Genomic DNA, 26,960 nt, shown 5'->3' with positions numbered 1-26,960 from the left:
GGGATTTCTACCCGATCTTGTGTTGAATTGCGAGTTGTGCTGCGGCAAGTCTTGCTACCGGAACGCGAAACGGTGAGCAAGAAACGTAGTCGAACCCCGATTCCCGGCAAAATGCAATCGATTCGGGGTTGCCGCCGTGCTCCCCGCAGATCGACAGGGTCAATCCCGGCTGCGCCTTGCGGCCCCGCTCTGCCCCAAGCTGCAAAAGCTCGCCCACGCCCTCAACATCGAGAACGTGAAACGGATCTTCTGGAAAGACCCCCTGCTGCACGTAATCAGACATGAAACGCCCCGCGTCATCGCGGGACAGACCATAGGTCATCTGGGTCAAATCGTTGGTGCCAAAGCTGAGGAACGCGCAATGCGGCGCAATCTCGGCCGCCCGCAAGGCTGCACGCGGCGTTTCCACCATCACACCCAACCGGTAAGTAAAGCTGGCATCGCTTTCAGTGCGCACCGCCGCCGCCACCGCATCCACGGAGGTCTTGATCAGCTCGACCTCGCGTTTGGCGCTGACCAGCGGAATCATGATCTCAGGCACGACCGGTTCGCCATCTTTGCTGGCGGCAATGGTCGCCTCAAAGATCGCCCGCGCCTGCATCTCGTAAATCTCCGGCACCGTCACGCCCAACCGAACCCCGCGCAGCCCCAGCATCGGGTTGTATTCGCTCATCGCCTCGATCCGGCGGGTCACATCCGACAAGGGCAGGCTCAATGCCTCGGCCAACTCGCGCTGGCCAATCCGGTCCGCGGGCAGGAATTCGTGCAAGGGCGGATCGAACAGACGGATGCACACCGGCTGCCCCTGCATGATGCGGAACAACTGGGTGAAGTCATCGCGTTGCATCGGCAACAGCCGTTCCAGCACGGCGCGGCGATCCTCGCCGGTTTCGGCAAAGATCATTTCACGCATCACGGTCAGGCGGCCGGGATCAAAGAACATGTGTTCCGTGCGGCACAGCCCGATGCCATGGGCGTTAAAGTTGCGGGCGGTCTGCGCGTCTGCTGGCGTGTCCGCATTGGCGCGGATGCCAATGTCGGCGACCTGCTCTGCCCAGTCGAGCAATTTGTTGAATGTCTCGTCCAGCGCGGCCTCTTGCATCTTGACCGCGCCCGCCAGAACCTGACCATTTGATCCATCCAGCGTGATCTCGTCCCCTGCGTTGAACACCCGGCCATCCGGCGCGGTGATCTGCTTTTTCTTCAGGTTCAGTTTCATCGAAGAGGCGCCAACGACACAGGGCAGGCCAAGCCCGCGCCCGATCACCGCAGCATGGCTGGTGATCCCGCCCCGTTCCGTCAAAACCGCGCTGGCGGCATGCATGCCGCGAATGTCCTCAGGGCTGGTTTCGCGGCGGATCAGAATGCAAGGTTCGCCGCGTGAGGCGCTGGCCTGCGCCTCGGTCGCGGAAAACACGATCCGGCCCGTGGCCGCACCGGGACTGGCGGCAATGCCGCGCCCGATCACGTCTCGCTTGGTCTTGGGGTCAACCTGCCGGTGCAACAATTCGGTCAATGTGCGCGGTTCCACCCGCATCAATGCCTCTTCGCGGGGGATAATCTTGTCATCCGCCAGCCGCACGGCAATGCGCACCGCCGCCCGTGACGACCGCACCACGCGCACGCCGTCCAATATGTGCAAAGCACCATCCTGAATGACAAATTCGACCTGCATTTCCTCGCGCAGTTTGGCCCGCATCAAAGCGGCATGTTGGGTCAATTCGGCGAAGGCGTCCGGCACCAGTTCCTCAAGCGACAGGCCGCGCGGATCTTTGGTCAGGTACAGTGCCTCTGAATCGCCCTGCAACGCATCGCGCCCCTGCGATTGGCTAAGGTAGCGGCCCTTGATCTGCGGCAGCCCTGTATCACTGTCCACCAGTTGCAAAACGCCCGACCCGCATTGGCCGGTTCCGACGCCAAAGGCCATCTCTTGCACCACAAGACCAAGCCCCGCATCCGCTGGCGCCCCCTTGGCCTGCCGCAACAGCCGCGCCGAGGTGCCACCCCAGGCCCGCGCCATCGACCGCAACACGCCGGCCAACTGTTTGGCCGGATCCTGGGGGAAGCTTTCCTCGGTCTCTTGTTCATAGGCCCAGAGCGATTGCTCCAACGCGGCGCGGCCATCGCCGGTCACATCGTCGAACATATCCGGGTCAAGCCGCGCCACGTTGATCGCATAGGTCTGGACAAACCGGGTATATAGCGCCGCTGCCGGCTCCTCGCCCATGGTTTCGCAGAATTCATCGAACCGCGCGCCGTTGATGCCAATGTTCAACACGGCCCCCGGTCCGCCCCAATCCGGATCCTGGCTGGAGGGGCGCACACAAAGCAACGCCTCTTTGGGAAACTGCGCCACCACGGCATCCACATCGGGCAAATGCCCTTCAGCGATCTTTTGCACCGCATCAAAGGACAACGCCACCGTACGCGGCACAGGCAGGTCAAGCCGCACCAGCCGTTGCAGGCATTTCGCCCGCCCCCCGTGGGTGTCATTCGCAATCGGCCCGTCGGCCGTCACAAGCGTTGTATGTGGATTATTCTGCACCGCAGCACCTTTCGTGTTCAGGTGCAGCATAGGCAGTTGACGCCAACAGGCAAGAGAAAGGCGTGAGCAGCTGACTGCATCACGCCTTTGCCTTCGTCAAACTTGCCGTATCAGCCCCGCCGGAGGGGCAGGCGTTTACCCATCAATCCGCGTCAGATCCGCGACCGAAGAACAGGTGGTGCGGATGCGGCTGAGCAGGTTCAAACGGTTGCGGCGCACGGTGCCATTGTCGCTGTTGACCTGAACCGCATCAAAGAACGCATCAATCGGACCGCGCAGCGCGGCCATGGCGGACATCGCTGTGGTGAAATCCTGCGCGGCCATTGCCGGGGCAATCGCGGCTTCGGCCTTGTCCAGCGCGGCGAAAAGCGCCTTTTCCTCATCGGTTTCGGCAAATTTGATGTCTGCACCGTAAGAGTATTCCACGCCATCCGCCGCTTCGGCCTGCGTCAGGATGTTGTTGGCGCGCTTGAAACCCTGGATCAGGTTTTCGCCATCATCGGTTGACAGGGTCTCGGACAAGGCACGGGCGCGTTTGACCAAGAGCGTCAGATCGTCGTTGCCTTCCATCGCAATGCAAGCGTCGATGATGTCGTGGCGGATGCCTTGGTCCTTGAGGTAGACCTTGAGGCGGTCGTGCAAGAAACCCAGTAGATCCACCGATTTGTCCGGCACCTGTTCACCCAAAGCTTCAAAGGCAGCGTTGCCTTCCCCTTCGGCAAGGCGCGCCTTCACGGTTTTGAATGCCGCCCCGAACACGCCGTGTTCGGCAATTTCTTCGACCAGATCGTGGATCAGGTTTGCCTTGAGGTCGCCATTTGACTGCCCCTTGTTGCGCACCAGTTGCGCGTCGATAAAACGGTCCATGTGCAATGAGATGTCGTTCTCAACCAATATCCGAATTACCCCCAGCGCCGCACGGCGCAGGGCAAACGGATCCTTAGAACCCGTCGGCTTTTCATCAATCGCCCAAAACCCGGTCAGCTTGTCGATCTTTTCGGCCAGCGACACGGCAACCGACACAGGCGCGGTGGGCACGTCATCGGATGGCCCAAGTGGCGCGTAATGTTCCTTGGCTGCCGCCGCAACCGCATCGCTTTTGCCCGCCGCTTTAGCGTAATAACTGCCCATAAGCCCTTGAAGTTCGGGGAACTCGTAAACCATCTCCGACGACAGATCCGCCTTGGCCAGCCGCGCCGCCTGCTCTGCCTCATCAGCATCCGCGCCGACCATCGGGGCCAGCTCGCGGGCCAGCACGGCCATGCGTTCGATCAATTCGGCCTGCGTTCCCAGTTTGTTGTGGAAAGTCACATTCTCAAGCGATTTGACCCATGCGCTCATGCCCTCATTCGAGGTCGCGGTGCGCAGGTCGTTTTCCCAGAAGAACTTTGCATCTGCCAGACGCGCCGACAGCACCTTTTCATTGCCCGCCAGAATGGTCGCGCCATTGTCCGCCGTGGTGCGGTTGGCCACGGTGATAAACCGTTCGATCTGTCCGGTCTTGGGATTGCGCACGGAAAAGAACTTCTGATGTTCGCGCATAGAGGTCTGAAGCACCTCTGGCGGCAGGCCCAGAAAATCATCGGCAATCTGACCCATCAGAACCACCGGATATTCGACCAGACCTGCGACCTCGGCCAAAAGACCCGCGTCCTCCACCACTTCCAGCCCATTGGCAAAGGCCATATTGGTGGCGTCATTCCAGATGGTTTCAGCACGCTCTTCGGCGGAAAGCACCACAAAGGCGCGCTTTAGCTTGGCCGCGTAGTCCTCAAAGCTGCTGACCTTGATCGCCTCTGGCGCAAGGAAGCGGTGGCCGCGAGTCTCATCGCCGGAGGTGATCCCGTCCACGTCCAGCGCGACAACCTCGGCGCCGTCTTCGGCCGACATGATGCACAGGATCGAATGCAGCGGGCGCACCCATTTCAGGCTGCCACTGCCCCAGCGCATGGATTTGGGCCATGGGAAGTTGCGAATGGTCTGTTCAAGCACCTCTGCCACGATCTCGGCTGCCGGGCGGCCCGGCTTTTCGATCATGGCAAAGAGGATCTTGCCTTTGGGGGTATCGCGTTCCTCAAGCTGGTCACGGGTCAGGCCCGCGCCGCGCAGAAACCCTTCGATGGCTTTTTCGGGCGCGTCAGCTTTTGGGCCTTTGCGCTCTTCCACCGTGCGCGGGCTGGCGGCCAGCATATCACCAAGCGCCAGCGTCAACCGGCGCGGTGTGGAAAAGGCCGCAGCAGAACCATAGGTCAAACCCGCCTCTACCAGACCATTGGTCACCAGCTTTTTCAAATCCTCGGCGGCGCGGGTTTGCATCCGCGCGGGGATTTCTTCGGAAAACAGTTCAATCAGCAGGTCTGGCACGGGCGGTGTCCTTCGTCTTGCCGCGATGCGGCGCGTCTTTCGCGCTTGGATAACCGCAGGGGCGGCGTGGGTCCAGCCCCGAAGCGCCTCCGCCATGGCTATAGAACCCGGTCTTTAGCTGGCCAATGTGCGAATATCCGGCGCTGACAGCTTCGGCACGACCCGCCAGCCCGCCTCAACCATATTGTACACGGCAAATGCCACCAGTCCCAGCCCCGCCCCCGCCAGCAGGAACCGCCCCAGATAAGCGCTCCGCAGCTGGTCCAGCGCCTGCCCCAGCCCGCCAGCCTGCGACGGATCGGCATTCAGCGCGGCAAAGCCAAGCGACAGGGCCACCAGCGCCAGCATCAGCCCGTAGATGATCAGACCTGCGGTCAGCACAGGATCAACCTTCTGCGTGAATTGTGAGCGGGCAAGATGTGACTTGTAGCTGCCGCGCCAGCCCTTCTGCATGTAGTAGATCCCGGCCCCGACAAGGATCAGCGCCGCCAGCGCCACCAAATAACGCCCGCCCGGCATCGCCATCAATCGCGCGGTCCAGTCTTGCGCCGCGCTGCCCCCCTGATCCGATCCGGCATAGGCCAGACCAATCACCGACAGCCCGATCCCGCCGTGGATGAGCCCCGTCACGATCTGACCGCCACGCGCAATCAAACCCTTCGGACCGGTTCCATGGTCCTCAACATCCGCGATCCCCGCCGTAACACGCCACGCCAGATAGGCCATCAGACCAAGCCCGATGGCCCAAAGCGCCGGAACCCCCATGGGCTGTGCGCGCAGGGCGGACAGCGTGTCTTCGGTGCCGGAGCTGGACATGGAGGAGAACGATGCCCAGAACGCCAGCCCCCCGATCAGGAAATAGATGATCCCGCGGGCGGCATAGCCGCATCGCATGACCCATTTGAGGGTGGAATGTGGGGTGTCAGACACGGGCAAATCCTTTCGCTATGAAAGAACAAGCCGGTAAGGGGCGGTTTGGTTCCGCCTTGAGCGGGGATTAGTCCGAGAGGCTGGACGGAAGCGGCGGACATTCTTCGCCGACAACCGTGCCGTCATAGGCCTTTTCGCCGCAATCGTTCAGTTCGTGCCAGACATAGCCGCGCCCGTCATCGGTGATCGCGACAATCCGGTCAACGCCATAAGCGATGTTCTTTTGGCCCAGAAAGGTCAACGCGGTGCCGGTTTCGATCTCGTTGCCCAGCGCCTCGGCGTCAAAGCAGTCAAACCACCCCGGCGCGTTGCGCGGCGTGGCGCTGTCGACCAGTACATAGGTCTCGGTCAGCAAAGGCAGGCTGAGATCCGTGGTAAAACAGGCCCGGAACCGAATGGGGGAGCTGTCAGCATCAATCGCCTGTATCCCGGCAGCCTCAATTGTTTCCGGCTCTTGCGTGGTAAGAGAGACCAAGGTCACGTCAGCCGCAGGCACCTCGCGGTAAAACCCGTAGATTTGCAGGTAGTACAGGCCAAGGCCCGCTATCAGCGCCGACACCATAATGACGATTCCCACGATCTTGCCGTTCATATCCCTGCCCTCAACCTGGCCGCGCTGTTACGCGGCATCCTCGGACCAGCCACCTGCGCGGGTCTGCACAAAGGCATCGGCGCACATCTTGGCCAAGGCCCTGACACGCCCGATATAGGCCTGCCGTTCGGTTACAGAGATCACGCCCCGCGCGTCCAGCAGATTGAACATATGGCTGGCCTTGATGCATTGGTCATAGGCCGGATGCGCCATGATGATGCGCTTGCCGGTCTTTGGATCGGTCGCGGGTTGCTCAAGGATCACCTTGCAATGGGCCTCGGCCTCTTCGAACTGGCGCAACAGAACTTCGGTGTTGGCGGTGTCAAAGTTCCAGCGGGCGTATTCCTCTTCGGTCTGTTTGAACACATCCGCATAGGTCAACGGGATCAGTGCATCAGGATCATTGAACGGCATGTCCATCACATGGTCCACGCCCAGCACATACATCGCCAAACGTTCCAAGCCATAGGTCAATTCGCCCGAGACCGGTGCGCAGTCATGGCCGCCGACCTGCTGGAAATAGGTAAACTGGCTGACTTCCATACCGTCGCACCAGACCTCCCAACCCAGCCCCCAGGCGCCCAGCGTCGGGCTTTCCCAGTCATCCTCGACAAATCGGATGTCGTGCAGGTCCATATTGATGCCAATCGCCTCAAGCGAGCCGAGATACAATTCCTGCAGGTTCGGCGGGCTGGGTTTGATCAGCACCTGATATTGGTAATAATGCTGCAGACGGTTCGGGTTTTCCCCATAACGACCATCCGTCGGGCGGCGCGAGGGCTGCACGTAGGCGGCTGTCCAGGGCTGGCTGCCGAGGCTACGCAATGTGGTGGCCGGATGGAACGTCCCTGCCCCAACTTCCATGTCATAGGGCTGCAGAATCGCGCATCCCTGCTGCGCCCAATAGTTTTGGAGCGCCAGAATGATCGCTTGAAACGACCGGGGTGTTTGCGGCTTTTCGGACATGGAGATCCCCTTTGAACTTGCGCGACTTACCTACGAGCGCAGCCGCGCAGGGTCAATTGCAGCAATGACACATTTTCACCGTGCTTTCCCATGGCATTTTACCGGATTTCCTGCTTATCTGCGGCGAATTTTGGTGAACGAGAGCTGAGTTGACGATGTTGCGCATTCTGAACGTCCTTATGACAACCCTTCTGGCCGTATTTCTGGCCGTGCCAGCCATGGCACAATCACAATCAGACGACGATGTAGTCTGGGTCCAGATCGAGGCACATCCCAGTTTGGCAGCCGCGACCGAACGCGCCCGCGATTTCAGTGGGCAGCTTGAGGATGTGAACGGTTTTGCCCTTGGTGGCGGATGGTACGGTATTGCCCTTGGCCCTTATCGCCGCGCCGATGCAGAACTGGTCCGGCGCACCTACGTGCGTCAAGGGCTGGTCGCGCGTGACAGCTTTATCCAGCTTTCCAGCCGGTTCCGCCAACAGTTCTGGCCCGTTGGTGCAAATGTGCTGAACCGCGGCGTGATCGAAGCGCCCGCCAGCGTGGGTGCCGCCCCTCCTCCGCAGACCCCCGACGAGACACCCACGCAGGAAACCGTGGCGCAGGAAGAAGCACCCGTGGTGATTGCCGAAGAGCCCGATGAAACCCCGCGTGAAGCCCGCCGGAGTGAGCAATTGCTGAACCGCGACGAACGCAAGGATTTGCAGATTGCTCTGCAATGGGCCGGTTTTTACAACGCCGCCATTGATGGCGCATTCGGGCGCGGCACCCGCAACTCCATGGGCGCCTGGCAAGAGGCCAACGGCTATGAGGTCACCGGGGTTCTGACCACCCGCCAGCGGGCGGCACTAATCAGACAGTACAACGCGGTGCTGGACGGTCTGGGCCTGCAAATGGTCCGCGACGAGACCGCAGGTATCGAGATCATGATGCCCACCGCCGAAGTTGCCTTTGCCCGTTACGAGCCACCCTTCGCCCATTACGACAGCACCGGCAATATCGGCGCAAAGGTCTTGCTGATTTCGCAAGCCGGGGATCAGAACACGCTTTTTGGTCTTTATGACATCATGCAAACCCTTGAGATCGTGCCGCTGGATGGTCCACGCGCACGCAAGAACAATTCGTTCGAATTGATCGGTGAGAACGGCAGCATCATCAGCCAGACACAGGTATCGTTGCAGAACGGTCAAATCAAAGGCTTCACCCTGATCTGGCCCGCAGGTGACGAGGACCGCCGCCGCCGCGTTGTGGCGGAGATGTCCAAGAGCCTGACGCGGCTGGACGGCGCGCTCGACCCCGCAGCGGGCGGAAGCGACACACAGGCGATTGATCTGGTGGCCGGCCTGAAGATCCGCCAACCCAAAATCTCGCGCTCCGGTTTCTTTATCGACGGGCAAGGCACAGTTGCGACCACCTCTGAGGCGGTTCAGGCCTGTACGCGCGTGACCCTTGATGGCGACACAGAGGCGGACATTCTGGCTGATGACAGCGCCAGCGGTGTCGCCCTGCTGAAACCACGCGATCGCCTGTCACCGATGGCCGTGGCGCAATTCGGCAGCACCCCGCCCCGCCTGCAATCAGAGATCTCGGTCGCCGGCTATTCCTACGAAGGCGTGCTCAGCGCGGCCACGTTGACCTTTGGCACTTTGGCCGACCTGAAGGGCCTGCGCGGCGAGGAAAACCTGAGCCGCCTGGCGCTCGACGCACAGCCCGGCGATGCGGGCGGACCGGTCTTTGACGTCAGCGGCAATGTTCTTGGTATGCTGTTGCCCAATGCGCAAAATGGTCAGCAATTGCCGGAAAACGTCAGCTTTGCCATTGAAGGAGCCACGATTGCCGATCTGGTGCAGCAGGCCGGTTTGAGCCTGACCAAGACAGACAATGTCGGATCCGTCGCCCCCCGAGATTTGCGGATCGCAGCGCAAGGCATGACGGTTCTGGTCAGCTGTTGGGAGTAAAGGCGGACAGCCTGCGGAGATCTTGAAAACTCTGGAACGATGTCAAAGAAGAACCTAACGCCCCGGAGTTATCAAAGACTCCGGGGCGAATTTTCTAAAAAGATCGCATCACGCCGTCAGCGCCGGTGTGAGATAGATCAAGGTCGGTCCTTCCGCCTCAAAGGCCTCCGAAACCGCGCTCTGCATCTCTTCCAGTGATCCCGGAGCAACCGCACGCGCGCCAAACGCCTCGGCCAGCTTCACAAAATCGGGGTTCTGCGCAATCACCGCATTTGGCGCGATCTGCGCGCCGACCATGCTGTCCTCGATCTCTTTCAGCTTGCCATTGTCCCACAGGATGATCGGCAGGCTGAGACCCAATTCCACCGCAACACCCAGTTCCTGCATCGTGTAGTGAAAACCGTAATCGCCAATGATCGCCATGGTCGGTTGCCCCCGCCGCGCTACTGCGCCGCCAATCGCAGCAGGCGTGGCATAGCCCAAGGTGCCAAAGCCATATGGGTGATGCCAGTGGCCAGGCCGGTCCATGTCCCACACTTCCTTGGCCACATAGGCAAACTGGGTCATGTCCGAATATATCATCGTATCGGCGGGTACAGCTGCACGTAGCGCATCACAGATCGGCACAATGCCCGGACGTTCCGCATCGGTTTCGGCCCGCCAGCGGGCGCGGGTTGCAGCCACCTGTTCTGCGGACCATTCACTGCTGCCTGCTCCGTCTGGCATGGCCCGGGACAAGGCAGACAGGAACGCTTGCGCGTCCGCGTGGATGGCAAAGCTGGCCCCCTGCGGATCGCAGAGCACTTCAGGGTCCAAATCAACCCGGATCATCGGTGCGGTATGACCCAAATGCGCCCGCCACAGATCGACCTCCACCAGTTCGGTGCCGACCGCCAGCACCAGATCAGCTTCGGCCATCACTGCGGCGCTGTCAGCCCGCGCCAGACAGGCTCCGAAATGCAGGGGCGCATCCGGCCCGACGATCCCGCGCCCGGCATAGCTGGTCGCGGAGGCCGCGCCGCTTTTGCGTAGCACCTCACGCGCGGCATCGGAGGCCTGCGCCGCCCCGCCACCAAACACGATCATCGGCTTTTTCGCTGCCGCCAGCATCGATGCCACCTCCGCCACGTCATTCGCATGCGCGGCTGGCCGCTTGCGTTTGGGCGTATGCGCCAAATCCGCCGCGGGCGCCTGCGCCTCCAGCTGGGCAATCGGCACCTGAATATGCTTTGAGCGTGGGCGTTTGGTCTCGAACTCCACCAGGGCGCGGTCGATCAGTGCATAGGTAGCGTTCGCCGACAGGGCCGTTTCCGACCAATCGCACACCGTGCCAGCGGCAATTTCCTGATCCTTCATCTGGTGCAATTGCCCACGCCGCGCCGCTGTTTCATCGAGACAGGACGACAACACCAACATCGACACAGAGTCCGAATAGGCCTGCCCCATCGGGGTCATGATGTTGCAGACACCCGGTCCGGTGATCACATAGGCCACCCCCGGCCGCCCCGTTGCGCGGGCATAGCCGTCGGCCATAAACCCCGCACCCTGTTCGTGACGGGCCAGCACATGGGTGATGCCTGCCTCTTCGATCCCGCGATACATTTCCTGATTGTGCACGCCGGGAATGCCAAAGATCACATCCACCCCGCGATCCTTGAGCATATGAGAGATTTGCGCCCCCAAGGGACGGGTGCGGCCAGCGCCGTTTTGATCAGCCATCAGGCCCTCCAGAATTTAACGGTAAGAATGACGTAAACCGCCATCAGTTCGAGACGTCCGATCAGCATCGCGGCTGTCAGGATCCATTTTGCGGTGTCGTTGAGGCTGCTGAAATTGCCCGCGGGGCCGATGATATCGCCCAGCCCCGGACCAATGTTGGCCAGCGCCGCCGCCGCGCCGGAGACCGAAGTCACAAAATCCAGCCCCGTCATGCTCAGCGCCACAGCCACCAATCCCATCGTCACCACAAAGAACATAAAGAACGACATCACCGAGCTCAGAACGTCCTGTCCCACAGGTCTGCCGTCATAGCGGGGGGTGAAAATGCCATGCGGCGACCGAATGCGTCGCAACTGGGCGCGGATCGATGCAAAGAGCAGCTGATAGCGGAAGATCTTGATCGAACAGGCGGTTGAACCCGCGCAGCCGCCAATCAGCCCGATGAAAAAGAACAGCGCCACCGCGAAGGGGCCCCACTGCATATAATCAACAGAGGCATAACCCGTGCCCGAGATAATCGAGGTGATGTTGAACAGCGCCTCTCGAAAACTGCGTTCCCAACCAAAGGAAAAGGTCTGTTGCAACGAGATGACAATCACGGCGACGAGGATCACGATGGTCACGAGGAACCCACGCACCTGCGGATCGCGGTGCAGGGCCAGCGGGTTGCCATTGATCAATTGCACATAGCGCACGAAGGGCAGTGCCGCGAGAATCATAAATACCGTGGCCACATATTCCATCGGCCCCGAAAACGCCCCAAAGGAGGCATCGTAATTGGAAAACCCACCGGTCGAGATCGTGGTCAGCGCATGTACCGTGGCGTCAAACGCATTCATCCCCAGCGCCAGATAGCTCAGGATACAGCCCATGGTCAGCCACAGGTAGATCACCGCGATCTGGGTCGCGATTTCACCGGCACGGGGCAGGATTTTACCAAAGGTATCAAACCCTTCGGAGCGGAAGATTTGCATGCCGCCCACCTTCAGCTCTGGCAGGAACACCATTGCCACGACGATGATACCAATGCCGCCCAGCCATTGCAGAATACCGCGCCACAAGAGCAGCCCCTTGGGCAAGCTGTCCAGCCCCGACAAAACCGTGGACCCCGTCGTGGTCAGCCCTGACATCGCCTCGAACACCGCGTCCGTCACACTGGAATTGGTCTCGCCCAGAATAAACGGCAATGCGCCAAACAACGGCAGCATCAGCCAAACGCCAGTGGTCAGCAAAAAGGTTTGCTGGATCGTCAGCCCTTCGCGCACGCCATTGGAACAGGCCAGCGCAATCATGCCGCCGCCCAGTGTGGTGATCAGAAAGGTCTCAACAAAAACGAAGGCATGGCCGCGCCCTTCGGCCAGATCAACCAGCATCGGCAAGAGCATGAAAAGCCCCAGCACCGCCACCAGCAGTCCAACAACATATCCAACAGGGCGCAGATCCATCATGCCGCAGCGTTGGCGCGGGGGCGGGCCAGTGTCAAGCCACGCCAGCCAAACAAAAAGACCCCGCCGCACCGCGCATACGCGAGGTCAGGCAGGGCCAATTGCGTGTTGGGTGGTGGTGCCGCTCAAACGTAGTAGATGTCTTTGAACACGTAATGCACGATGTCATCGCGTTTGATGTTCAATTCCGCCAGTTCGGCGTCCGATTTTGCCCGCAGCCGTTCCACACGGTCGATCCGCCGTTGGCCGGCGGAATTGGCCATGATCGCGCGGCCGAACTTCGAAAAGCTATTGGCAATTGCGTCGAGCAGATTGCGGGTCATGGTGATTTCCCGGCCCATTACTTCGGCAGGGGATGCGATGTCGTTATACGCCATTGTTTTATCTCAGCAAATGATTGGAATGTCTTGCCCTCTACATAGGGACAGACATCACCGGGCAGTACCGACAATACTGCATAGCCGCCGCCCGCCCCGCACAGTGCAGCGGCGCGCCAGAAAGATCAGTCCGCAGCGTTGACGCGGGCCAAGGCGTCACGGGCGATCATGATGTGAAACGGCAGGATCATCCTCAGATAAAGCTGACCGCCGATGTTGTGGGGATGCACCCAGGTGGCCAATGACACCTGGCCGCCCTGACGCAGAACGGAAACGCGAAAATCGAGGTGGCGGTCGTTGAACCCTGCGATCAGCTCGCCCTCGGTGTCGATCTCAACCGGAAAAATGCCGACCTTGTCTTTGCCTTCCGGCCCATCGTTGGACAGACCGAAGGGCGTCGTCACCCAGCGACGGATCAGCAGCAAGAACTGCGCCCAACCGGGAAAGCTGGTGATGATCTCGGCGGCACGGCGCGGGGGCATATCCGCCGCGACGGTATAACAATCGACAAAATCATGCGGCCCGACCCGCGACCAAAGCTGGCTGTGAATGGGAAGATCAATCTTGCGGACCCGTGTCATATCGGCGCTCCCTGGCTGATTGAGGTCAGCCTAGCCGCGCTTGACCCGCGCTGCAGTGCGGCATAGGGGCGCAGCATGCCGCGCCCTGCCCGTCATCCGACGTGGAACAACGTGTTGAACAGCTTGGGGTCGATGCTTTGCATCTCAAAGGTCGGCCCCTCGGTCAGAATGCTGATCGCGTCATGGCTGTGCAGGCTTTCCTGATGGCTGGCAATCACGCGGAAATCGCCAACGCGCGCATCTTGCTGCAATTGTTGACAGAAAAGACGCGCGGCATCCTCCACAAAGATCGGATTGGCTGCGTTCAACTCGGCAAAGGCCTGTTCATCCTCGCGCTTGACCATCACTTGTGTTTCGGTCGGCACCGCGCGGCGGCAGGCCTCGATCAGGTCTTCAAACCACAAACAACTGTTGTCGCCCTCAAGCACTGCCGAAATGCGTGCCACGGATCGCTGCGAATGCGGAGTGGCCAATTGATTGCGCGTGGCGCGGGCATGTTCGCTCAATTCCAGGGAACAAGGGCATGTGCTGGAGTAGACGTAATCGAGATGGATGATCTTCTGACGAACACCGTCTTTCTCCACCAGCTCCAGCGCGATGTCATAATACTGATACCCCGACAGGCCCGAGCGCAGGCTTTCGATTTTCATCGGAAAGGAGAACCGCATCTGAATCCGTGCATCAAAGCTTTCCAGATCGGATTTGTAATCGTCCAGCGCCGCCTCAATCACATGAAAACTGAACGTGCGCTCGGCATGTTTGTAAAAGCTGCGCATGATCCGGGACATGTTGATGCCCTTCTTGTCCGCCTCAAGGCTGACCGAACCGGTGATCGATGTCTCCAGCGTCAGATCACCGTTGTTGCGGGTATGAAACCGGATAGGCAGGCGAAAGTTCGAAATGCCAACATGCTGGATCTGCTGCTTGGCCCCGCGGATCAGGCTTGAAGGTCCGTTCTGTAGGTCGGGCAAACCCGCCTTATAGGCGGCATCCACTTTGAAATCCTGCGGGTATTCGCGGCTGAAGTTTGGGTATTCACCTTTGTCTTGCAAAAGCCGCGCCACATGGGGGTCGAGTGCATCAATCTCGGTCGCGCTGGCCCCTGCGGCCCAGGCCTTGAGCGTGGCAAGCGCCTGTTCGGCATCGGACTTGTCTGGCCCTTTTTCGACGGATGTGATGGCATTCATGGCGGTCTCCCCCTTTTGGTGCCTGCCTCATACTTATGCTGCGCGGCGCCAATTACCAATTATCATAACACATACGGTGCAAGTCGGGGCATGGATCACACCGTTTGCGTCCTTTGAGAGGCCAAAACCAACATCACACATCAAAAAAAGTAAGGAATGGCACGGTTTGGACCGCAAACCGCGCCCCATCCTTCACAAATCAGTGAGCGCCTGCCGGATATCGGCGATCAGATCCTGCGCATCTTCCAGCCCGATGGACATCCGCACGAGGCCCGGTGCGATTCCCAAAAGGTCTTTTTGATCCTGCGGCAACCTCTGATGGGTGGTGGTGGCAGGATGGGTCAGGATGGTCTTGGCATCACCCAGATTGTTGGAAATCACCCCGACCTCGATCGCATTGAGGAACTTGAACGCCGCGTCTTTGCCGCCCTTCAGAACCAGCGACAACACCGTGCCGCCCGCCCCCATCTGCGAAAGCGCGAGTGCATTCTGCGGATGATCCGCCAAACCGGGGTAGATCACTGTCTCCAGCGCCTCATGGCCCTGCAATGCCTCTGCGATGGTCTGGGCCGACGCCGCTTGCGCCCGAACGCGCAGGCTCATGGTTTCCAGCCCTTTGAGCATCACCCAAGCGGTAAACGGGCTCATGGAACCGCCGGTATGTTTCATATAGGGTTCAACCGTGCCGCGGATAAAATCGCGGGTGCCAAGGATCACCCCGCCAAGGGTGCGGCCTTGGCCGTCGATGTGTTTGGTGGCCGAATAGATCACCACATCTGCCCCCTGCGCGATGGCACTGGAAAATTCCGGCGTGGCAAAGACATTGTCGACCACAACCAATGCCCCTTGGGCGTGGGCCAGTCCGGACACCGCTTTGATATCGACCAGTTGCAGCGTCGGGTTGGAAACCGATTCAAAAAACACCGCTTTGGTGTCAGGACGGATCGCCGCCTTCCATGCGGCCAGATCGGTGCCGTCCACCAGGGTAATCTCGACCCCGAACCGGGCCAGCACGTCTTCGAGCACGTAAAGACAAGATCCGAACAACGCCCGCGCCGAGACAACGTGATCCCCGGCCTTGAGCATCGCGGTCAACGCGCCGCTGACCGCGGCCATTCCGGATGCGGTTGCAAAAGCATCCTCTGCCCCTTCGAGCGCTGCAATGCGGTCCTCGAACATGGCCACGGTCGGGTTGCCATAGCGGGCATAGATAAATTCATTAGGGCCGCTTTCCAAGAAACGCGCCTCGGCGTGTTCGGCGGTCTCGTAGACAAACCCCTGAGTGAGGAATATCGCCTCGCTCACCTCGCCATATTGGCTGCGGCGGGTACCGGCGTGAATGGCTTTGGTGCGCGGATGCCAATCGTTGCTCATCGTCTTTTCCTTTCGCGCCTGCGCGGCAGGCATAAGTTGACCCGGCGGCGAAAGAGACAAAAATGCCCCCAACGCGGTCAAGCGAAAGAGGGCTTTCATCCTGACCTTTTAGCAGATTGTTTAACGTGGCCCGCAATCCGGTTACAAATCACCACGGGTCCGCTTTACGCCTGATGGCGTCATGCGTCAATGGTGCGCTGCGCGATTGACGGGCTGGCCTCTTGGCAATCCGGCGGCAACAGGCCAAGCTGGCACAAACCGCAGGAGGAGCGCCCCATGACAGCCCCCATCGACCTTTATTTCTGGCCCACACCCAACGGTTGGAAAGTCTCTATCGCGCTTGAGGAAATGGGCCTGCCCTATGACACCCATCTGATCAACATCGGCGCTGGTGACCAATTTGCACCGGAGTTTTTGAAGATTTCCCCCAACAATCGCATGCCTGCGATTGTAGACCCGGATGGCCCGGATGGCGCACCGATTGCCATCTTTGAAAGCGGGGCAATCCTGCAATACCTCGCCCGTAAGACCGGTCAATTCTGCGGCAGCACCGAACGCGAACGCATCGCGGTGGATCAATGGCTGATGTGGCAGATGGGCGGGCTGGGTCCGATGGCGGGACAGGCGCATCATTTCCTCAAATACGCCCCCAATATGGAGCCGCCCAACGATCTGCCCTATGCCAAGGACCGCTACCGCAACGAGGTGGCGCGGCTCTATGGTGTGCTGGACCGGCAATTGGCGCAGCATGAATTCGTGGCGGGTGATTTTATCTCGATCGCGGATTTCTCGATCTGGGGATGGGCGTCCTTGTGGGAAGGGCAGCAACAGACGCTGGAGGACAAGCCGCATATGGCCCGATGGCTCGACCAGATGGCCGCGCGGCCCGGCGTTCAGGCCGGACGGGCGCTTCATGCCGAAAAACGCGGTGACATCGCCAAGGACAAAGGCGCGCAGGATCAATTGTTTAAGCGTTGAGCTACCGCGGCGGGCGCGGACTTATTGAAATCTCCGCTACGCCCCGCTGTCGTCTTTCTCAATACCGTAGGTCTGGAACAATGCGCCTTGCGTCATGAAAAACGCAAAGATCGCCGCTGTCAGACCGAAGGTTTTGAAATAGACCCAGATTTCTGTGCTGAACATTCGCCAGATCAGTTCATTGGCGACGGCCATCCCGAAGAAGAACAGCATCAACCGTTTTGTCAGCAACATCCAACCGGCATCCTGCAACGGCATCATCTCTTCCATCACATATTTAAGGTAAGACTGCCCGCGCAGCAAGCCAACCGCCAGAACACCGCCAAACAAGGCGTAAATCATCGTTGGCTTCATCTTGAAGAACCGGTCGTCATTCAGCCAGACCGACAACCCGCCAAAGACCACAACCAACACCACCGTGGCAATCTGCATCCGGTTGATCTTGCCGGTCAGCGCCCAAATCGCCCCGGTCGCCGCAACGAGGATCGGGATAAACGCCGCTGTCACAACGATAAATCCGTCGTATTCAGTGCCGCCGATGGTGAACACCCGGTCCTTCAGCCGCAAATAGGCGACAAAAAACAAGATGATCGGCCCGTATTCGAGCGCCATCTTGACCATGGGGTTGATCTGCCGTTCCTGCGCCATCATCTGCTCCTGCTTATCCGCCCATCTCAACTATCACGGCGCCCGCCGCAATCAAGGCCATCAAAGCCACGCGGCGCGGGCCGACAGTTTCTTTCAAAAACACCCAGCCGATGATCGCGGCAAACACCGTCGAGGTTTCGCGCAGCACCGCCGCCTCACCCACCTTGTCCAGCCGGGTTGCCATCATGATTGCGCCAAAGCTCATGAAGGCGACAAGCCCGCCAATGAAACCGCGCCCCATCAGGGGGCCAAGCGCGGGCGGGTTTTCCATGGCCCACCACCGCCGCGCGGCGATGAAGGGCATCACCACTCCGTCAATCATGAAAAACCATGCCAGAAAGGTGAAAGGATCCGACGTCGCACGAATGCCGTAAGCGTCATAAGTGGTATAAAGCGCCACGAAGAGGCCGGTCAGCACCGCAATCGCAAGGGCGGCGTTCAACGTCTCCCGCTCCGCCGTGAGAAAGATCATGTTGTAGATCGCCAGCCCAAAAATCCCCGCAAGCAAGACCGCAACGCCCATCCATTGCAGCAAGGTGAAGCTTTCCTCGAAGATCAGATAGGCGCCAATGACCGCAAAAAGCGGCCCCGTCCCGCGCACCACCGGATAGACCACGGTATAGGCGCCCTTGGTATAGGCCCAAGCCTGCAACATCTTGTAAACAATGTGAATAAGGAACGCACCAAGGAAGATGATCCACATATGCGGCTCGGGCCAAGGCACCACAAAAAGCGCGAAAGGCGCGGCCATCACACAATAGGCAAAGTCAATCGCGCCCCGTGTCAGCCAGGGATCGTGCCGCCCCTTTTGCAGCGCCCCGAACACCGCATGCAAAAACGCCGCCATCACCGCCAGCCACAGGGCCACCGTATGGCCCGTCGCTGTCCCTTCGATGGAGATCAACCATTCTGTCATGGACGGGCAAAGGCGGGTCTAAACCTCACCGTTCATAACCGACAAGGGCATCTGCAAATTCTTGCGGGTCAAAGGGCGACAGATCGTCGATCTGTTCGCCCACACCGATAGCATGGATCGGCAGGCCAAACTGATCGGCCAGCGCCACCAGAACACCTCCCTTGGCCGTGCCGTCCAGCTTCGTCATCACCAGACCGGACACATCTGAAATCTCTTGGAAAACCTTCACCTGATTGACCGCATTCTGGCCCGTTGTCGCATCCAGCACCAACAGCGTATTATGGGGCGCGGTGTCGTCCTTCTTGCGGATCACACGCACGATCTTGGCCAGCTCTTCCATCAGATCACCGCGGTTTTGCAATCGACCGGCGGTGTCGATCATCAGCAAATCAGCGCCGTCTTCCTGTGCTTTGGTCATTGCGTCAAAGGCCAGGCTGGCCGGGTCCGTGCCCTGCGCGGCGGTCAGCACAGGCACCCCCGCACGGTCGCCCCAGACCTGCAATTGTTCTACAGCGGCGGCGCGGAATGTATCGCCCGCCGCGATCACAACGTTCTTGCCCGCCGCTTTGAACTGGCTGGCCAATTTGCCGATGGTCGTGGTCTTGCCCGATCCGTTGACTCCCACGACCAAGACCACTTGCGGCGTTTTGGAATAAAGCGGCAAGGGACGTGCAACCGGCTCCATGATCCGGGCGATTTCATCGGCCATCAATTGCTTGATTTCGCCCACGGACAGCTTCTTGCCAAACCGCCCTTCAGCCATGTTGGCGGTCACCCGCATCGCCGTTTCCACACCCATATCGGCGGTGATGAGCAGCTCTTCGAGCTGCTCCAGCATGTCGTCGTCCAATGTCCGGCGCACCACGGTTTTTGGTGCGGCGCGCCCCATCAGGCGGCCCAATAGCCCCGGTTTGACAACCTCTGTCGGCATGGCCTCTTCGAGATCGGGTGCCACCGACGTCATGGTGGTGCGCAGCGGTTCGGCTTTGATCCGCTCCGGTTCGGGCGCAATCTCTGGCTCTGGCTCTGGCTCTGGCTCTGGCTCTGGCTCTGGCTCTGGCTCTGGCTCTGGCTCTGGCTCTGGCTCTGGCTCTGGCTCTGGCTCTGGCTCTGGAAGGGGCTCGGCGATCTCCTCCTCTTTGGCCAGCTCTTCTATCGGCTCGGGGTCCGTTGCAACGGGCGCAGGCTCCGGATCAACGGCCTCCGGCAAGATTTCCGCAGCCGCCGCCGGAGCCTCTTGCATCACCTCATCCACAGCCGCCTCTTCGGCGCCGCCATCACTGACAATCGCCTCCAGACCTTCGTCGATCTTGGACGAGGATTTAAACAGCTTGTCTTTGAGCTTCTTGAAAAATGCCAAGGGAAATCTCCGCGCAGGTTTTCCCTGATCTATAGTCTAGTTCCGCCGGATGGAAGAGTGGCCGGTTAAAACACCCCTTGCCCAGCCGTCCCGAGTGTTAAAAGCACGATCGCCCCCCAATACAGCGGCCAGATCAGAACGTTGGCCCAGCGTTCGGCTCGGTCCCCCCGCGCCAAAACAAAGGTTTGCAATCCCAGCAGTGTATCGGAGGCCGCAAACGTCAATGCCCCCAAAACCACCAAAGGTTCTGCCGTCATAAGACCGCAGATGCCCATGGTGATGATAATACCTATATAAACAGCCACCGGCAGGCGCAGATCACCGGCATTGGGCAACAGCACGCGCACCATGATGCCCGCCAGAACCGCCAGACCAATGAGAAGTGCAATGGCCAGCGGCGCAGCCAGCTGGGCCGGATCAGGAACCAAATAGACAAAAAACACGGCAATCCACGCCAGATGTCCCAGCGCGAAGGCGATCAATCCCCCCAGAAACGCCTTGTCCCCCGGACGGGACAAAATCACATCACCAAGACTGCAAAGCGCCAAAGCCAGGGCAAGCGCGGGCAAACCCGCAAGCAGCGCCACAATCGCCAGAGGAAACACAGACAAGCCTTTGACAGCGCTCCGAAAAACGCTGTGGCCTTCGAACAGCGTCAGCGCCCAATAGATCGCGGCGGCCGCCCCAGTCAGTGCCCAGATCAATCCTTAAATCTCGTCCGGGAAATGCTTCATCACCAGCCGGATCGGGTTTGGCGCCGCCTGTCCCAGACCGCAAATGGAGGCATCAACCATCGCTGTGCTCAATTCTTCCAGCAGCCCCTGATCCCAGCTGTCTTTCTGCATCAGCTTCACTGCCTTTTCGCAGCCTACCCGGCACGGTGTACATTGGCCGCAGCTCTCGTCCTCAAAGAACCGCAGCATGTTCAGTGCCGCCGCCTTGGCCGAATCCTGATCGGACAGAACCACCACCGCAGCGGAGCCGATGAAGGATCCATGGGGCTGCAACGTGTCGAAATCCAAGGGTATGTCATTCATCGACGCAGGCAGCAGTCCCGAAGACGGCCCGCCCGGCTGATAGGCCTTGAAGCTGTGACCGCTCGCCATGCCGCCGCAGGCCTCGATAATATCGGTGATGGTTGATCCGGCGGGCAGCAGATACATCCCCGGATTGGCCACACGGCCCGACACGGAATAGCTGCGCAGCCCTTTGCGGCCGTTTTTTTCGGTGGACGACAGAACCTCCGGCCCTTCCCGGCAAATCCGCGCAACCCAATGAAGTGTTTCGACGTTGTGCACCAATGTCGGTTTGCCAAAAATTCCGACCTGCGCCACAAAAGGCGGGCGGTGGCGTGGCATGCCACGTTTGCCTTCGATGCTTTCGATCATCGCGCTTTCTTCGCCGCAGATATAGGCGCCAGCGCCGCGGCGCAGATCGATATAGCCCGGCTCAACGATGCCCGCGCTTTCGAGTGCTGCAATCTCGCGGCGCAGAATTTCCAGAACTGCCGGATATTCATCGCGCATGTAGATAAACGCTTTTTCTGCCTCAACCGCCCACGCAGCGATCAGCATGCCCTCAAGGAACAAATGCGGCGTGCGTTCCAGATACCAACGGTCCTTGAACGTGCCCGGCTCCCCTTCGTCGCCATTCACAGCAAGGTAACGTGTACCTGCGTTGGCGCGAACAAAGCCCCATTTCTTGCCTGACGGGAAACCGGCCCCGCCCAGACCGCGCAAGCCAGAGGCCAGCACTTTTTCCTGCACCTCTTCCCAATTGCCATTGTCGCGCAGGTCTTTGAAGGTTTCATATCCGCCGGTGGCGGCATAGGCATCAAAGGTTTCATAATCGGGCAGATGGGCGTGGGTGTCACTTGCAGCAATTGCGGCCTGCACCTTCTCGGGGGTCGCATTGTCGATATGATTGTGGCCCAGTTCCAGCACTGGCGCGGTGTCGCAGCGGCCCATGCAGGGCGCCCGCAGAACGCGGACCTCTGCCGGATCAAGCCCGTCTTCAAGCGCCGCTTTCAACTGCTGTGCGCCAGCCAGTTCACAAGACAAAGAATCGCACACGCGAATGGTCAGTGCGGGGGGCGGAGTTTCGCCCTCTTTGACCACATCAAAATGCGCATAAAAGGTTGCGACCTCGTAAATCTCCGCCATCGACAGGCGCATCTCTTCGGCCAGCGCCCGGATATGCGCGGCAGACAAATGCCCGTATTCGTCCTGAATCAGGTGCAAATGCTCAATCAGCAGATCCCGGTCGCGGCTTTTCCCGTCAAGCAGCGCACGCACCTCATCCCAGGCCCGATCCTCAAGCTGGCGGCCCTTGGTGTGACGGCGGCCCTTACCTTTGCCGGACTTCCAGACGCCTTTTTTCGGCCCGTCGCCTGCGGTCTTGGTGTTCTCATCCAGCGCCATGATCTACCCTTTTTGTGCATTGGTTGGCGCATCTCTAACAAATCCTTAGGGGCGGGCACGATAAAAAAGCGACAATTCCATCGCAGTTTGCGCGGGCGGCGGGCGATAAGTGTGATTGTGCCGCCCGCGCCGCCGCGCCAGAATAGCCGCAGTTGAGGAGAGCCGTTTCGTGTTGTGGTATGCCATCGCCAGCCTGACCCCTGCGGCATTTCTGGGGGCCGCCTGCCTGTGGGGAGGGATATGGCCGTTGCTGGCATTGCTGTCGGTGACCGGCGCTGTGTATTTTATGGATCGCCTGAACCGGCTGTTGCCAGACACGCAAAGCTCCGGTCTCTGGCTGTCTTACCTCTTGACTGCCGCGCATTTTTTGCTGCTGTGGTTGGGGGTTATCGCGCTTTCCTCAGACAACCCACTAAATCTCACCGGCAAAATCATGACCTTTGCCGCATTGGGGCTGTTCTTGGGTCAGGTGTCCAATTCCAATGCGCATGAGCTGATCCACGCCAAGGCGCGCTTGCCCCGTCGCTTGGGTGCCTTGATCTTTTGCACCTTGGGCCACGGGCATCATGTCTCGGCGCATCTGCATGTCCATCACATCCACGCCGCCACAAACGGCGATCCAAATTCGGCCAGATTGGGCGAAGGGTTCTGGCAGTTCTGGTTGCGGGCCGCACCGGCAGAATTTGTCGCTGGCCTGCGGGCTGAGAGCCGCAGACATCAAGGAAAGCCGCTGCGCCACCCCTATTGGCTGTGGATCGGCGGAGCAGCGATCAGCCTGCTCTTGTCCTATGCAATTGCGGGAACGAGCGGGCTGTTGATCCATGTGGCCTTGGCCGCCTATGCGCAATGGCAATTGCTTTTGTCCGATTATGTCCAACACTACGGGCTGCGCCGTGCAATCCTACCGGGGGGCAAACCCGAACCCATGGGCCCGCAGCACAGCTGGAATGCGCCACAATGGTATTCTTCTGCGATGATGCTGAACGCACCGCGCCATTCGGATCACCACCTGCGCCCTGCCCGCCCGTTTCCGGCGCTCCAGGTGACGCCGGACACCATGCCAGTGCTGCCACGGTCCCTGCCTGTTATGGCCAGCATCGCGCTGATCCCGCCCATCTGGCGCCGGATCATGGATCATCGCGCTGCCCGTTGGCAAAATGCGGCTTCTGCCGATCAGAGGGCTGGTCGATGAGGCCGGTTTCTGACAATCATTGGCCCATGAGATACATCGCTTTGATCTTTGCCGCCTTCACCGCTCTGCCCGCCGCAGCGCAGGATCTGATGACAGCCGCCGAATTTGACCGCTACACCAAGGGCAAGACACTGTTCTATGGCCGCGATGGCGCGGCTTATGGGGCCGAGGTCTATCTGGAAAACCGCCGGGTGCGCTGGTCCTTTCTGGACGGCCAATGCAAGGACGGGGAATGGTATGAAGAGGCCGGGCTGATCTGTTTTGTCTATGAGGACAACCCTGACCCGCAATGCTGGTCCTTCACCGAGGGCAGCGGCGGACTGGTCGCGCGGTTTGAAAACAATCCCCTGACAACAGAGCTTTACGAGGCGCAGGACGTGGGTGAAGAGATGGTTTGCCTAGGCCCAAAGGTCGGCGTCTAAGGGCCAGCAGGCGGATTATAGCAGCGTCCCCTGCTCCGGTGCGGGGGGCGGCGGGGTTTTCTTCTTGGCCGGGGCTTTGCCACCAACCTCAACCCGCCCATCGGCAAATTCGATCTCAAGCGTTGTTGCCTTTTTCGCCGCGGCTTTGCCCGTGATCACCGCCCCGTCGCCCCGCACCACGGCATAGCCCCGCGCCAGGGTGGATTTGTAGCTCAGCGTTTCGCGCAGCCGGTCCAAGGCGTCGATCTTTTGCCGCCAATTGCGGGTCTGCCGTTGCCCCGCTTCGGACAGGCGCAGGCTGATCTGGGCAAGAGTACCCGACTTGCGCTGGTGATCCTGCGCCAAGGCTTCGGGCCGAAACGCCTTTGCGCGGGCCTCGTAACGGTCGCGCTTGGCCGCGATGGTGCGCAAGAGCGCCGGATCAAGGCGCGTCGCCAATCCCGCCAACCTGCGCCGGTCATTGTCCAATAGCCGATTCAATGTCGCTGGCCGCAACGATCCGGACACATCCGCGAGCCGCACCCGCCGCCGTTGCACCCCGGCGATCAGCGCCGGTTCCAGTTTCTCTGCCGCGCGGTCAAGCCGCTGTCGCGGGCCATCCAGCAAGGTCTCGGGGCGGGGCAAGGCACGGGCCATGTCGCGCAGCCGTTGGCCCCGCCGGGTCAATCCCTGGCTCAGCATCTGGCCCATGCGGGCCTCTTGGGTCTCCAGCCAAGCGGCCAATTCGTGCCGGACCGGCACCGCCAGTTCTGCCGCCGCCGTTGGGGTTGGGGCGCGTTTGTCCGACACAAAGTCGATCAGGGTGGTGTCGGTTTCATGCCCCACCGCGGAGATCAGGGGAATCTGCGAGGCGGCTGCAGCCCGCGCCACACTTTCCTCGTTGAAGCCCCAAAGATCCTCGACCGACCCGCCGCCCCGCGCCACGATCAGCAAATCGGGCCGTGGCAGCGCCCCGCCCGGTGTCAGCGCATTGAAGCCCTCGATGGCGCGGACCACCTCGGGCGCACATTTGGCCCCCTGCACCGCCACCGGCCAGATCAGTACCTTGCGCGGAAACCGATCCCGCAGCCTGTGCAGGATGTCGCGGATGACCGCGCCGGAGGGCGAGGTCACAACGCCTATAATTTCAGGCAGGTAAGGCAAGGGCCGCTTGCGGGCGGGGTCAAACAACCCTTCTGCCGCCAGCATTTTCTTGCGTTTCTCCAAAAGCGCCATCAAGGCGCCCATGCCTGCCGGTTTGATATCTTCGATGACGATCTGGTACTTGGACTGCCCGCCAAAGGTGGTGACGCGCCCGGTCGCCACGACCTCCATCCCCTCTTCGGGCTGGGTCTCCAGCTTGGCGCTGACCCCTTTCCAGATCACGCCGGATATGACCGATTTGTCGTCTTTAAGGTCCAGATAGATATGCCCGGACCGGGGGCGGCTGACCCGGCCCACCTCGCCGCGGATGCGCACATGGCCAAATTCGCCCTCGATCACACGCTTGATCGCGCCTGACAGTTCGGTGACCGAAAACTCGGGGCTGTTCAGTCCGTCCTGGGGATCGTCGATCAGGTCCATGCAGATTGTGTCCTTATGTCCGCCTGCGCCGCCTTGTCTCGGGGCTTTGCCCAGCTTAGAACGCCAGCACGCAGAGGCCAAGGGAGCAAGAGCGCGATGAACATCCTAATTCTGGGCAGCGGTGGACGCGAACATGCATTGGCCTGGGCGGTGATGCAGAACCCCAAATGCGACAAACTCATTGTCGCGCCCGGAAACGCAGGCATCGAAGCAATTGCCGATTGCGCCAGCTTTGACATCATGGACGGTGCCGTGGTGGTCGGGTTTTGCGAAGAGAACAGCATTGATTTTGTGATCGTCGGACCCGAGGCGCCCCTGGCCGCCGGTGTGGCCGACGATCTGCGCAGCGCCGGTTTCAAGGTGTTTGGCCCTTCGGCAGGTGCGGCGAAGCTGGAAGCGTCCAAAGCTTTTACCAAAGAGATTTGTGATGCCTGCAACGCCCCAACGGCGGCCTATGGTCATTTCACCGATGCTGCCGCCGCGCGGGCCTATGTCGCCGCGCAGGGCGCACCAATTGTGATCAAGGCTGACGGTCTGGCCGCAGGCAAAGGTGTGATCATCGCCATGACCGATGCCGAAGCACTGGCGGCGGTGGACGAAATGTTCGACGGCTCCTTTGGCGCGGCGGGCGCAGAGGTGGTGATCGAGGAGTTCATGGAAGGTGAAGAGGCTTCGTTCTTTGTCCTGTGTGACGGCGAAGAGGTGCTGCCCATCGGCACCGCCCAAGACCACAAACGCGTGGGCGAAGGCGACACCGGCCCGAACACCGGCGGCATGGGCGCCTATTCCCCCGCGCCGGTTCTGACCGACGCGATTGCGCAAAAGGCGCTGGACGAGATCATTCGCCCGACCATGGCCGAAATGGCCAAACGCGGCACGCCCTATCAGGGGGTGCTTTATGCCGGGCTGATGATCAAGGATGGCCAGCCGCGTTTGGTGGAATACAATGTGCGCTTTGGTGATCCGGAATGCCAGGTGCTGATGATGCGCCTGGGGGCGCAGGCGTTTGACCTGATCCAGGCCGCCGCAGAAGGGCGGCTGGACGAAATGCGCGTTAATTGGGCCGAGGATCATGCCATTACGGTTGTGATGGCGGCGGAGGGTTATCCCGGTAGCTATGACAAGGGATCGGTAATCAACGGTTTGGACAACATGCCGGAAGACAGCGCCAATATGGTGTTTCACGCGGGCACAGCCCTGAAAGACGGGGCGGTCATTGCCACGGGCGGGCGGGTCTTGAACGTCACGGCGCGCGGAGCCTCTTTGGCCGAGGCACAGGCGCGGGCCTATAAGATGGTGGATGGGATTGACTGGCCCGAAGGGTTCTGCCGCCGTGATATCGGCTGGCGGGCTTTGGGGTAAACATCTTCGGATCGGGCTTTGCCGATCCGACCGGACGGGGGGCCAGCCCCCCGCACCCCCCGGA

The 26,960-nt window shown here is 60.4% G+C and carries 22 protein-coding genes and 1 riboswitch; of the genes, 5 read left to right on the top strand and 17 right to left on the bottom strand.

Going from position 1 to position 26,960, the window contains the following annotated elements; genetic code table 11:
- Positions 1-7 precede the first annotated feature (7 nt).
- The 5 genes from K3754_RS07350 to K3754_RS07330 all read right to left on the bottom strand — a co-directional run bounded on the left by K3754_RS07350 (position 8) and on the right by K3754_RS07330 (position 7,397).
- The gene (locus K3754_RS07350) at positions 8-2,575 is read right to left on the bottom strand and encodes a putative PEP-binding protein (RefSeq protein ID WP_203211651.1); all 2,568 of its coding nucleotides are present in this window, start codon (positions 2,573-2,575) and stop codon (positions 8-10) included.
- A gap of 105 nt (positions 2,576-2,680) precedes the next feature.
- Positions 2,681-4,909 (bottom strand): glycine--tRNA ligase subunit beta, encoded by a 2,229-nt coding sequence (gene glyS / locus K3754_RS07345; RefSeq protein WP_259942430.1) that lies wholly within the window; start codon positions 4,907-4,909, stop codon positions 2,681-2,683.
- A gap of 114 nt (positions 4,910-5,023) precedes the next feature.
- The gene (locus K3754_RS07340; RefSeq protein WP_259942427.1) at positions 5,024-5,839 is read right to left on the bottom strand and encodes a DUF1206 domain-containing protein; all 816 of its coding nucleotides are present in this window, start codon (positions 5,837-5,839) and stop codon (positions 5,024-5,026) included.
- Positions 5,840-5,906: 67 nt separating this feature from the next.
- Complete coding sequence (locus K3754_RS07335) at positions 5,907-6,431, bottom strand: DUF6446 family protein (protein WP_259942424.1); 525 nt, start codon at positions 6,429-6,431, stop codon at positions 5,907-5,909.
- A 27-nt stretch (positions 6,432-6,458) separates the two neighbouring features.
- Positions 6,459-7,397 (bottom strand): glycine--tRNA ligase subunit alpha, encoded by a 939-nt coding sequence (locus K3754_RS07330; protein ID WP_203211654.1) that lies wholly within the window; start codon positions 7,395-7,397, stop codon positions 6,459-6,461.
- 179 nt (positions 7,398-7,576) lie between these two features.
- On the opposite strand from K3754_RS07330, the gene K3754_RS07325 reads away from it, so the two are divergent.
- Entirely contained in the window at positions 7,577-9,352 is a 1,776-nt protein-coding gene (locus K3754_RS07325) for a serine protease (RefSeq protein ID WP_259942420.1), read from the top strand.
- Between the two features lie 108 nt (positions 9,353-9,460).
- On the opposite strand, the gene K3754_RS07320 is transcribed toward K3754_RS07325, so the two are convergent.
- From K3754_RS07320 to metZ, 6 genes are all read right to left on the bottom strand, one after another.
- On the bottom strand, positions 9,461-11,014 hold the full coding sequence (locus K3754_RS07320; protein WP_409202381.1) for a 5-guanidino-2-oxopentanoate decarboxylase: 1,554 nt from the start codon (positions 11,012-11,014) through the stop codon (positions 9,461-9,463).
- Positions 11,015-11,070: 56 nt separating this feature from the next.
- Positions 11,071-12,519 carry a TrkH family potassium uptake protein gene (locus tag K3754_RS07315; RefSeq protein ID WP_203211657.1) on the bottom strand — a complete coding sequence of 483 codons (1,449 nt, stop codon included), beginning with the start codon at positions 12,517-12,519 and terminating at the stop codon, positions 11,071-11,073.
- Between the two features lie 122 nt (positions 12,520-12,641).
- Positions 12,642-12,893 (bottom strand): hypothetical protein, encoded by a 252-nt coding sequence (locus K3754_RS07310; protein ID WP_259942413.1) that lies wholly within the window; start codon positions 12,891-12,893, stop codon positions 12,642-12,644.
- Positions 12,894-13,018: 125 nt separating this feature from the next.
- A complete protein-coding gene (locus tag K3754_RS07305; RefSeq protein WP_259942411.1) occupies positions 13,019-13,474 on the bottom strand; it encodes a DUF2867 domain-containing protein in 456 nt (151 codons plus the stop codon).
- A 92-nt stretch (positions 13,475-13,566) separates the two neighbouring features.
- Entirely contained in the window at positions 13,567-14,661 is a 1,095-nt protein-coding gene (gene folE2 / locus K3754_RS07300; protein WP_259942409.1) for a GTP cyclohydrolase FolE2, read from the bottom strand.
- 192 nt (positions 14,662-14,853) lie between these two features.
- Positions 14,854-16,035 carry an O-succinylhomoserine sulfhydrylase gene (gene metZ / locus K3754_RS07295; protein ID WP_259942407.1) on the bottom strand — a complete coding sequence of 394 codons (1,182 nt, stop codon included), beginning with the start codon at positions 16,033-16,035 and terminating at the stop codon, positions 14,854-14,856.
- 88 nt (positions 16,036-16,123) lie between these two features.
- Positions 16,124-16,200: riboswitch (SAM riboswitch) on the bottom strand.
- Positions 16,201-16,311: 111 nt separating this feature from the next.
- Between metZ and K3754_RS07290 the strand changes: the two genes are divergently transcribed.
- Positions 16,312-17,013: a glutathione S-transferase N-terminal domain-containing protein gene (locus tag K3754_RS07290; RefSeq protein WP_203211662.1), complete on the top strand. Its 702-nt coding sequence runs from the start codon at positions 16,312-16,314 to the stop codon at positions 17,011-17,013.
- A gap of 36 nt (positions 17,014-17,049) precedes the next feature.
- On the opposite strand, the gene K3754_RS07285 is transcribed toward K3754_RS07290, so the two are convergent.
- The 5 genes from K3754_RS07285 to K3754_RS07265 form a co-directional block, all read right to left on the bottom strand.
- Entirely contained in the window at positions 17,050-17,661 is a 612-nt protein-coding gene (locus K3754_RS07285; protein ID WP_259943273.1) for an inner membrane-spanning protein YciB, read from the bottom strand.
- Between the two features lie 13 nt (positions 17,662-17,674).
- On the bottom strand, positions 17,675-18,577 hold the full coding sequence (locus K3754_RS07280) for a DMT family transporter (RefSeq protein ID WP_259942404.1): 903 nt from the start codon (positions 18,575-18,577) through the stop codon (positions 17,675-17,677).
- Between the two features lie 25 nt (positions 18,578-18,602).
- The gene (ftsY, locus tag K3754_RS07275; RefSeq protein WP_259942401.1) at positions 18,603-19,937 is read right to left on the bottom strand and encodes a signal recognition particle-docking protein FtsY; all 1,335 of its coding nucleotides are present in this window, start codon (positions 19,935-19,937) and stop codon (positions 18,603-18,605) included.
- Between the two features lie 65 nt (positions 19,938-20,002).
- Entirely contained in the window at positions 20,003-20,641 is a 639-nt protein-coding gene (locus K3754_RS07270; RefSeq protein WP_259942398.1) for a lysoplasmalogenase, read from the bottom strand.
- Between the two features lie 3 nt (positions 20,642-20,644).
- The gene (locus tag K3754_RS07265) at positions 20,645-22,357 is read right to left on the bottom strand and encodes an NAD(P)H-dependent oxidoreductase subunit E (protein ID WP_259942395.1); all 1,713 of its coding nucleotides are present in this window, start codon (positions 22,355-22,357) and stop codon (positions 20,645-20,647) included.
- 169 nt (positions 22,358-22,526) lie between these two features.
- On the opposite strand from K3754_RS07265, the gene K3754_RS07260 reads away from it, so the two are divergent.
- Together K3754_RS07260 and K3754_RS07255 are read left to right on the top strand one after the other, a co-directional pair.
- On the top strand, positions 22,527-23,549 hold the full coding sequence (locus K3754_RS07260; protein WP_259942393.1) for an alkane 1-monooxygenase: 1,023 nt from the start codon (positions 22,527-22,529) through the stop codon (positions 23,547-23,549).
- Between the two features lie 26 nt (positions 23,550-23,575).
- Positions 23,576-23,971, top strand: coding sequence for a hypothetical protein (locus K3754_RS07255; protein WP_203211668.1), 396 nt, complete (start codon positions 23,576-23,578; stop codon positions 23,969-23,971).
- 15 nt (positions 23,972-23,986) lie between these two features.
- Here K3754_RS07255 and xseA read toward each other — a convergent pair whose 3' ends face one another.
- Positions 23,987-25,534, bottom strand: coding sequence for an exodeoxyribonuclease VII large subunit (gene xseA, locus K3754_RS07250; RefSeq protein WP_259942391.1), 1,548 nt, complete (start codon positions 25,532-25,534; stop codon positions 23,987-23,989).
- A gap of 96 nt (positions 25,535-25,630) precedes the next feature.
- On the opposite strand from xseA, the gene purD reads away from it, so the two are divergent.
- A complete protein-coding gene (purD, locus tag K3754_RS07245) occupies positions 25,631-26,896 on the top strand; it encodes a phosphoribosylamine--glycine ligase (RefSeq protein WP_259942388.1) in 1,266 nt (421 codons plus the stop codon).
- Positions 26,897-26,960: the final 64 nt, after the last annotated feature.

The sequence above is a fragment of the Sulfitobacter sp. M368 genome, from assembly GCF_025141875.1.
In the GTDB taxonomy this organism is placed as follows: domain Bacteria; phylum Pseudomonadota; class Alphaproteobacteria; order Rhodobacterales; family Rhodobacteraceae; genus Sulfitobacter; species Sulfitobacter mediterraneus_A.
This window is presented reverse-complemented; position numbering and strand designations above follow the sequence as displayed.

Excerpts from the sequence above, each read along its gene's own strand:
- K3754_RS07350 (WP_203211651.1), bottom strand. The coding sequence starts at position 2,575 with ATGCTGCACCTGAACACGAAAGGTGCTGCGGTGCAGAATAATCCACAT.
- K3754_RS07335 (WP_259942424.1), bottom strand. The coding sequence starts at position 6,431 with ATGAACGGCAAGATCGTGGGAATCGTCATTATGGTGTCGGCGCTGATA.
- K3754_RS07330 (WP_203211654.1), bottom strand. The coding sequence starts at position 7,397 with ATGTCCGAAAAGCCGCAAACACCCCGGTCGTTTCAAGCGATCATTCTG.
- K3754_RS07325 (WP_259942420.1), top strand. The coding sequence starts at position 7,577 with ATGACAACCCTTCTGGCCGTATTTCTGGCCGTGCCAGCCATGGCACAA.
- K3754_RS07320 (WP_409202381.1), bottom strand. The coding sequence starts at position 11,014 with ATGCTCAAGGATCGCGGGGTGGATGTGATCTTTGGCATTCCCGGCGTG.
- K3754_RS07315 (WP_203211657.1), bottom strand. The coding sequence starts at position 12,519 with ATGATGGATCTGCGCCCTGTTGGATATGTTGTTGGACTGCTGGTGGCG.
- K3754_RS07310 (WP_259942413.1), bottom strand. The coding sequence starts at position 12,893 with ATGGCGTATAACGACATCGCATCCCCTGCCGAAGTAATGGGCCGGGAA.
- K3754_RS07305 (WP_259942411.1), bottom strand. The coding sequence starts at position 13,474 with ATGACACGGGTCCGCAAGATTGATCTTCCCATTCACAGCCAGCTTTGG.
- folE2 (WP_259942409.1), bottom strand. The coding sequence starts at position 14,661 with ATGAATGCCATCACATCCGTCGAAAAAGGGCCAGACAAGTCCGATGCC.
- metZ (WP_259942407.1), bottom strand. The coding sequence starts at position 16,035 with ATGAGCAACGATTGGCATCCGCGCACCAAAGCCATTCACGCCGGTACC.
- K3754_RS07290 (WP_203211662.1), top strand. The coding sequence starts at position 16,312 with ATGACAGCCCCCATCGACCTTTATTTCTGGCCCACACCCAACGGTTGG.
- K3754_RS07285 (WP_259943273.1), bottom strand. The coding sequence starts at position 17,661 with ATGGCGCAGGAACGGCAGATCAACCCCATGGTCAAGATGGCGCTCGAA.
- K3754_RS07280 (WP_259942404.1), bottom strand. The coding sequence starts at position 18,577 with ATGACAGAATGGTTGATCTCCATCGAAGGGACAGCGACGGGCCATACG.
- K3754_RS07265 (WP_259942395.1), bottom strand. The coding sequence starts at position 22,357 with ATGGCGCTGGATGAGAACACCAAGACCGCAGGCGACGGGCCGAAAAAA.
- K3754_RS07255 (WP_203211668.1), top strand. The coding sequence starts at position 23,576 with ATGAGATACATCGCTTTGATCTTTGCCGCCTTCACCGCTCTGCCCGCC.
- xseA (WP_259942391.1), bottom strand. The coding sequence starts at position 25,534 with ATGGACCTGATCGACGATCCCCAGGACGGACTGAACAGCCCCGAGTTT.
- purD (WP_259942388.1), top strand. The coding sequence starts at position 25,631 with ATGAACATCCTAATTCTGGGCAGCGGTGGACGCGAACATGCATTGGCC.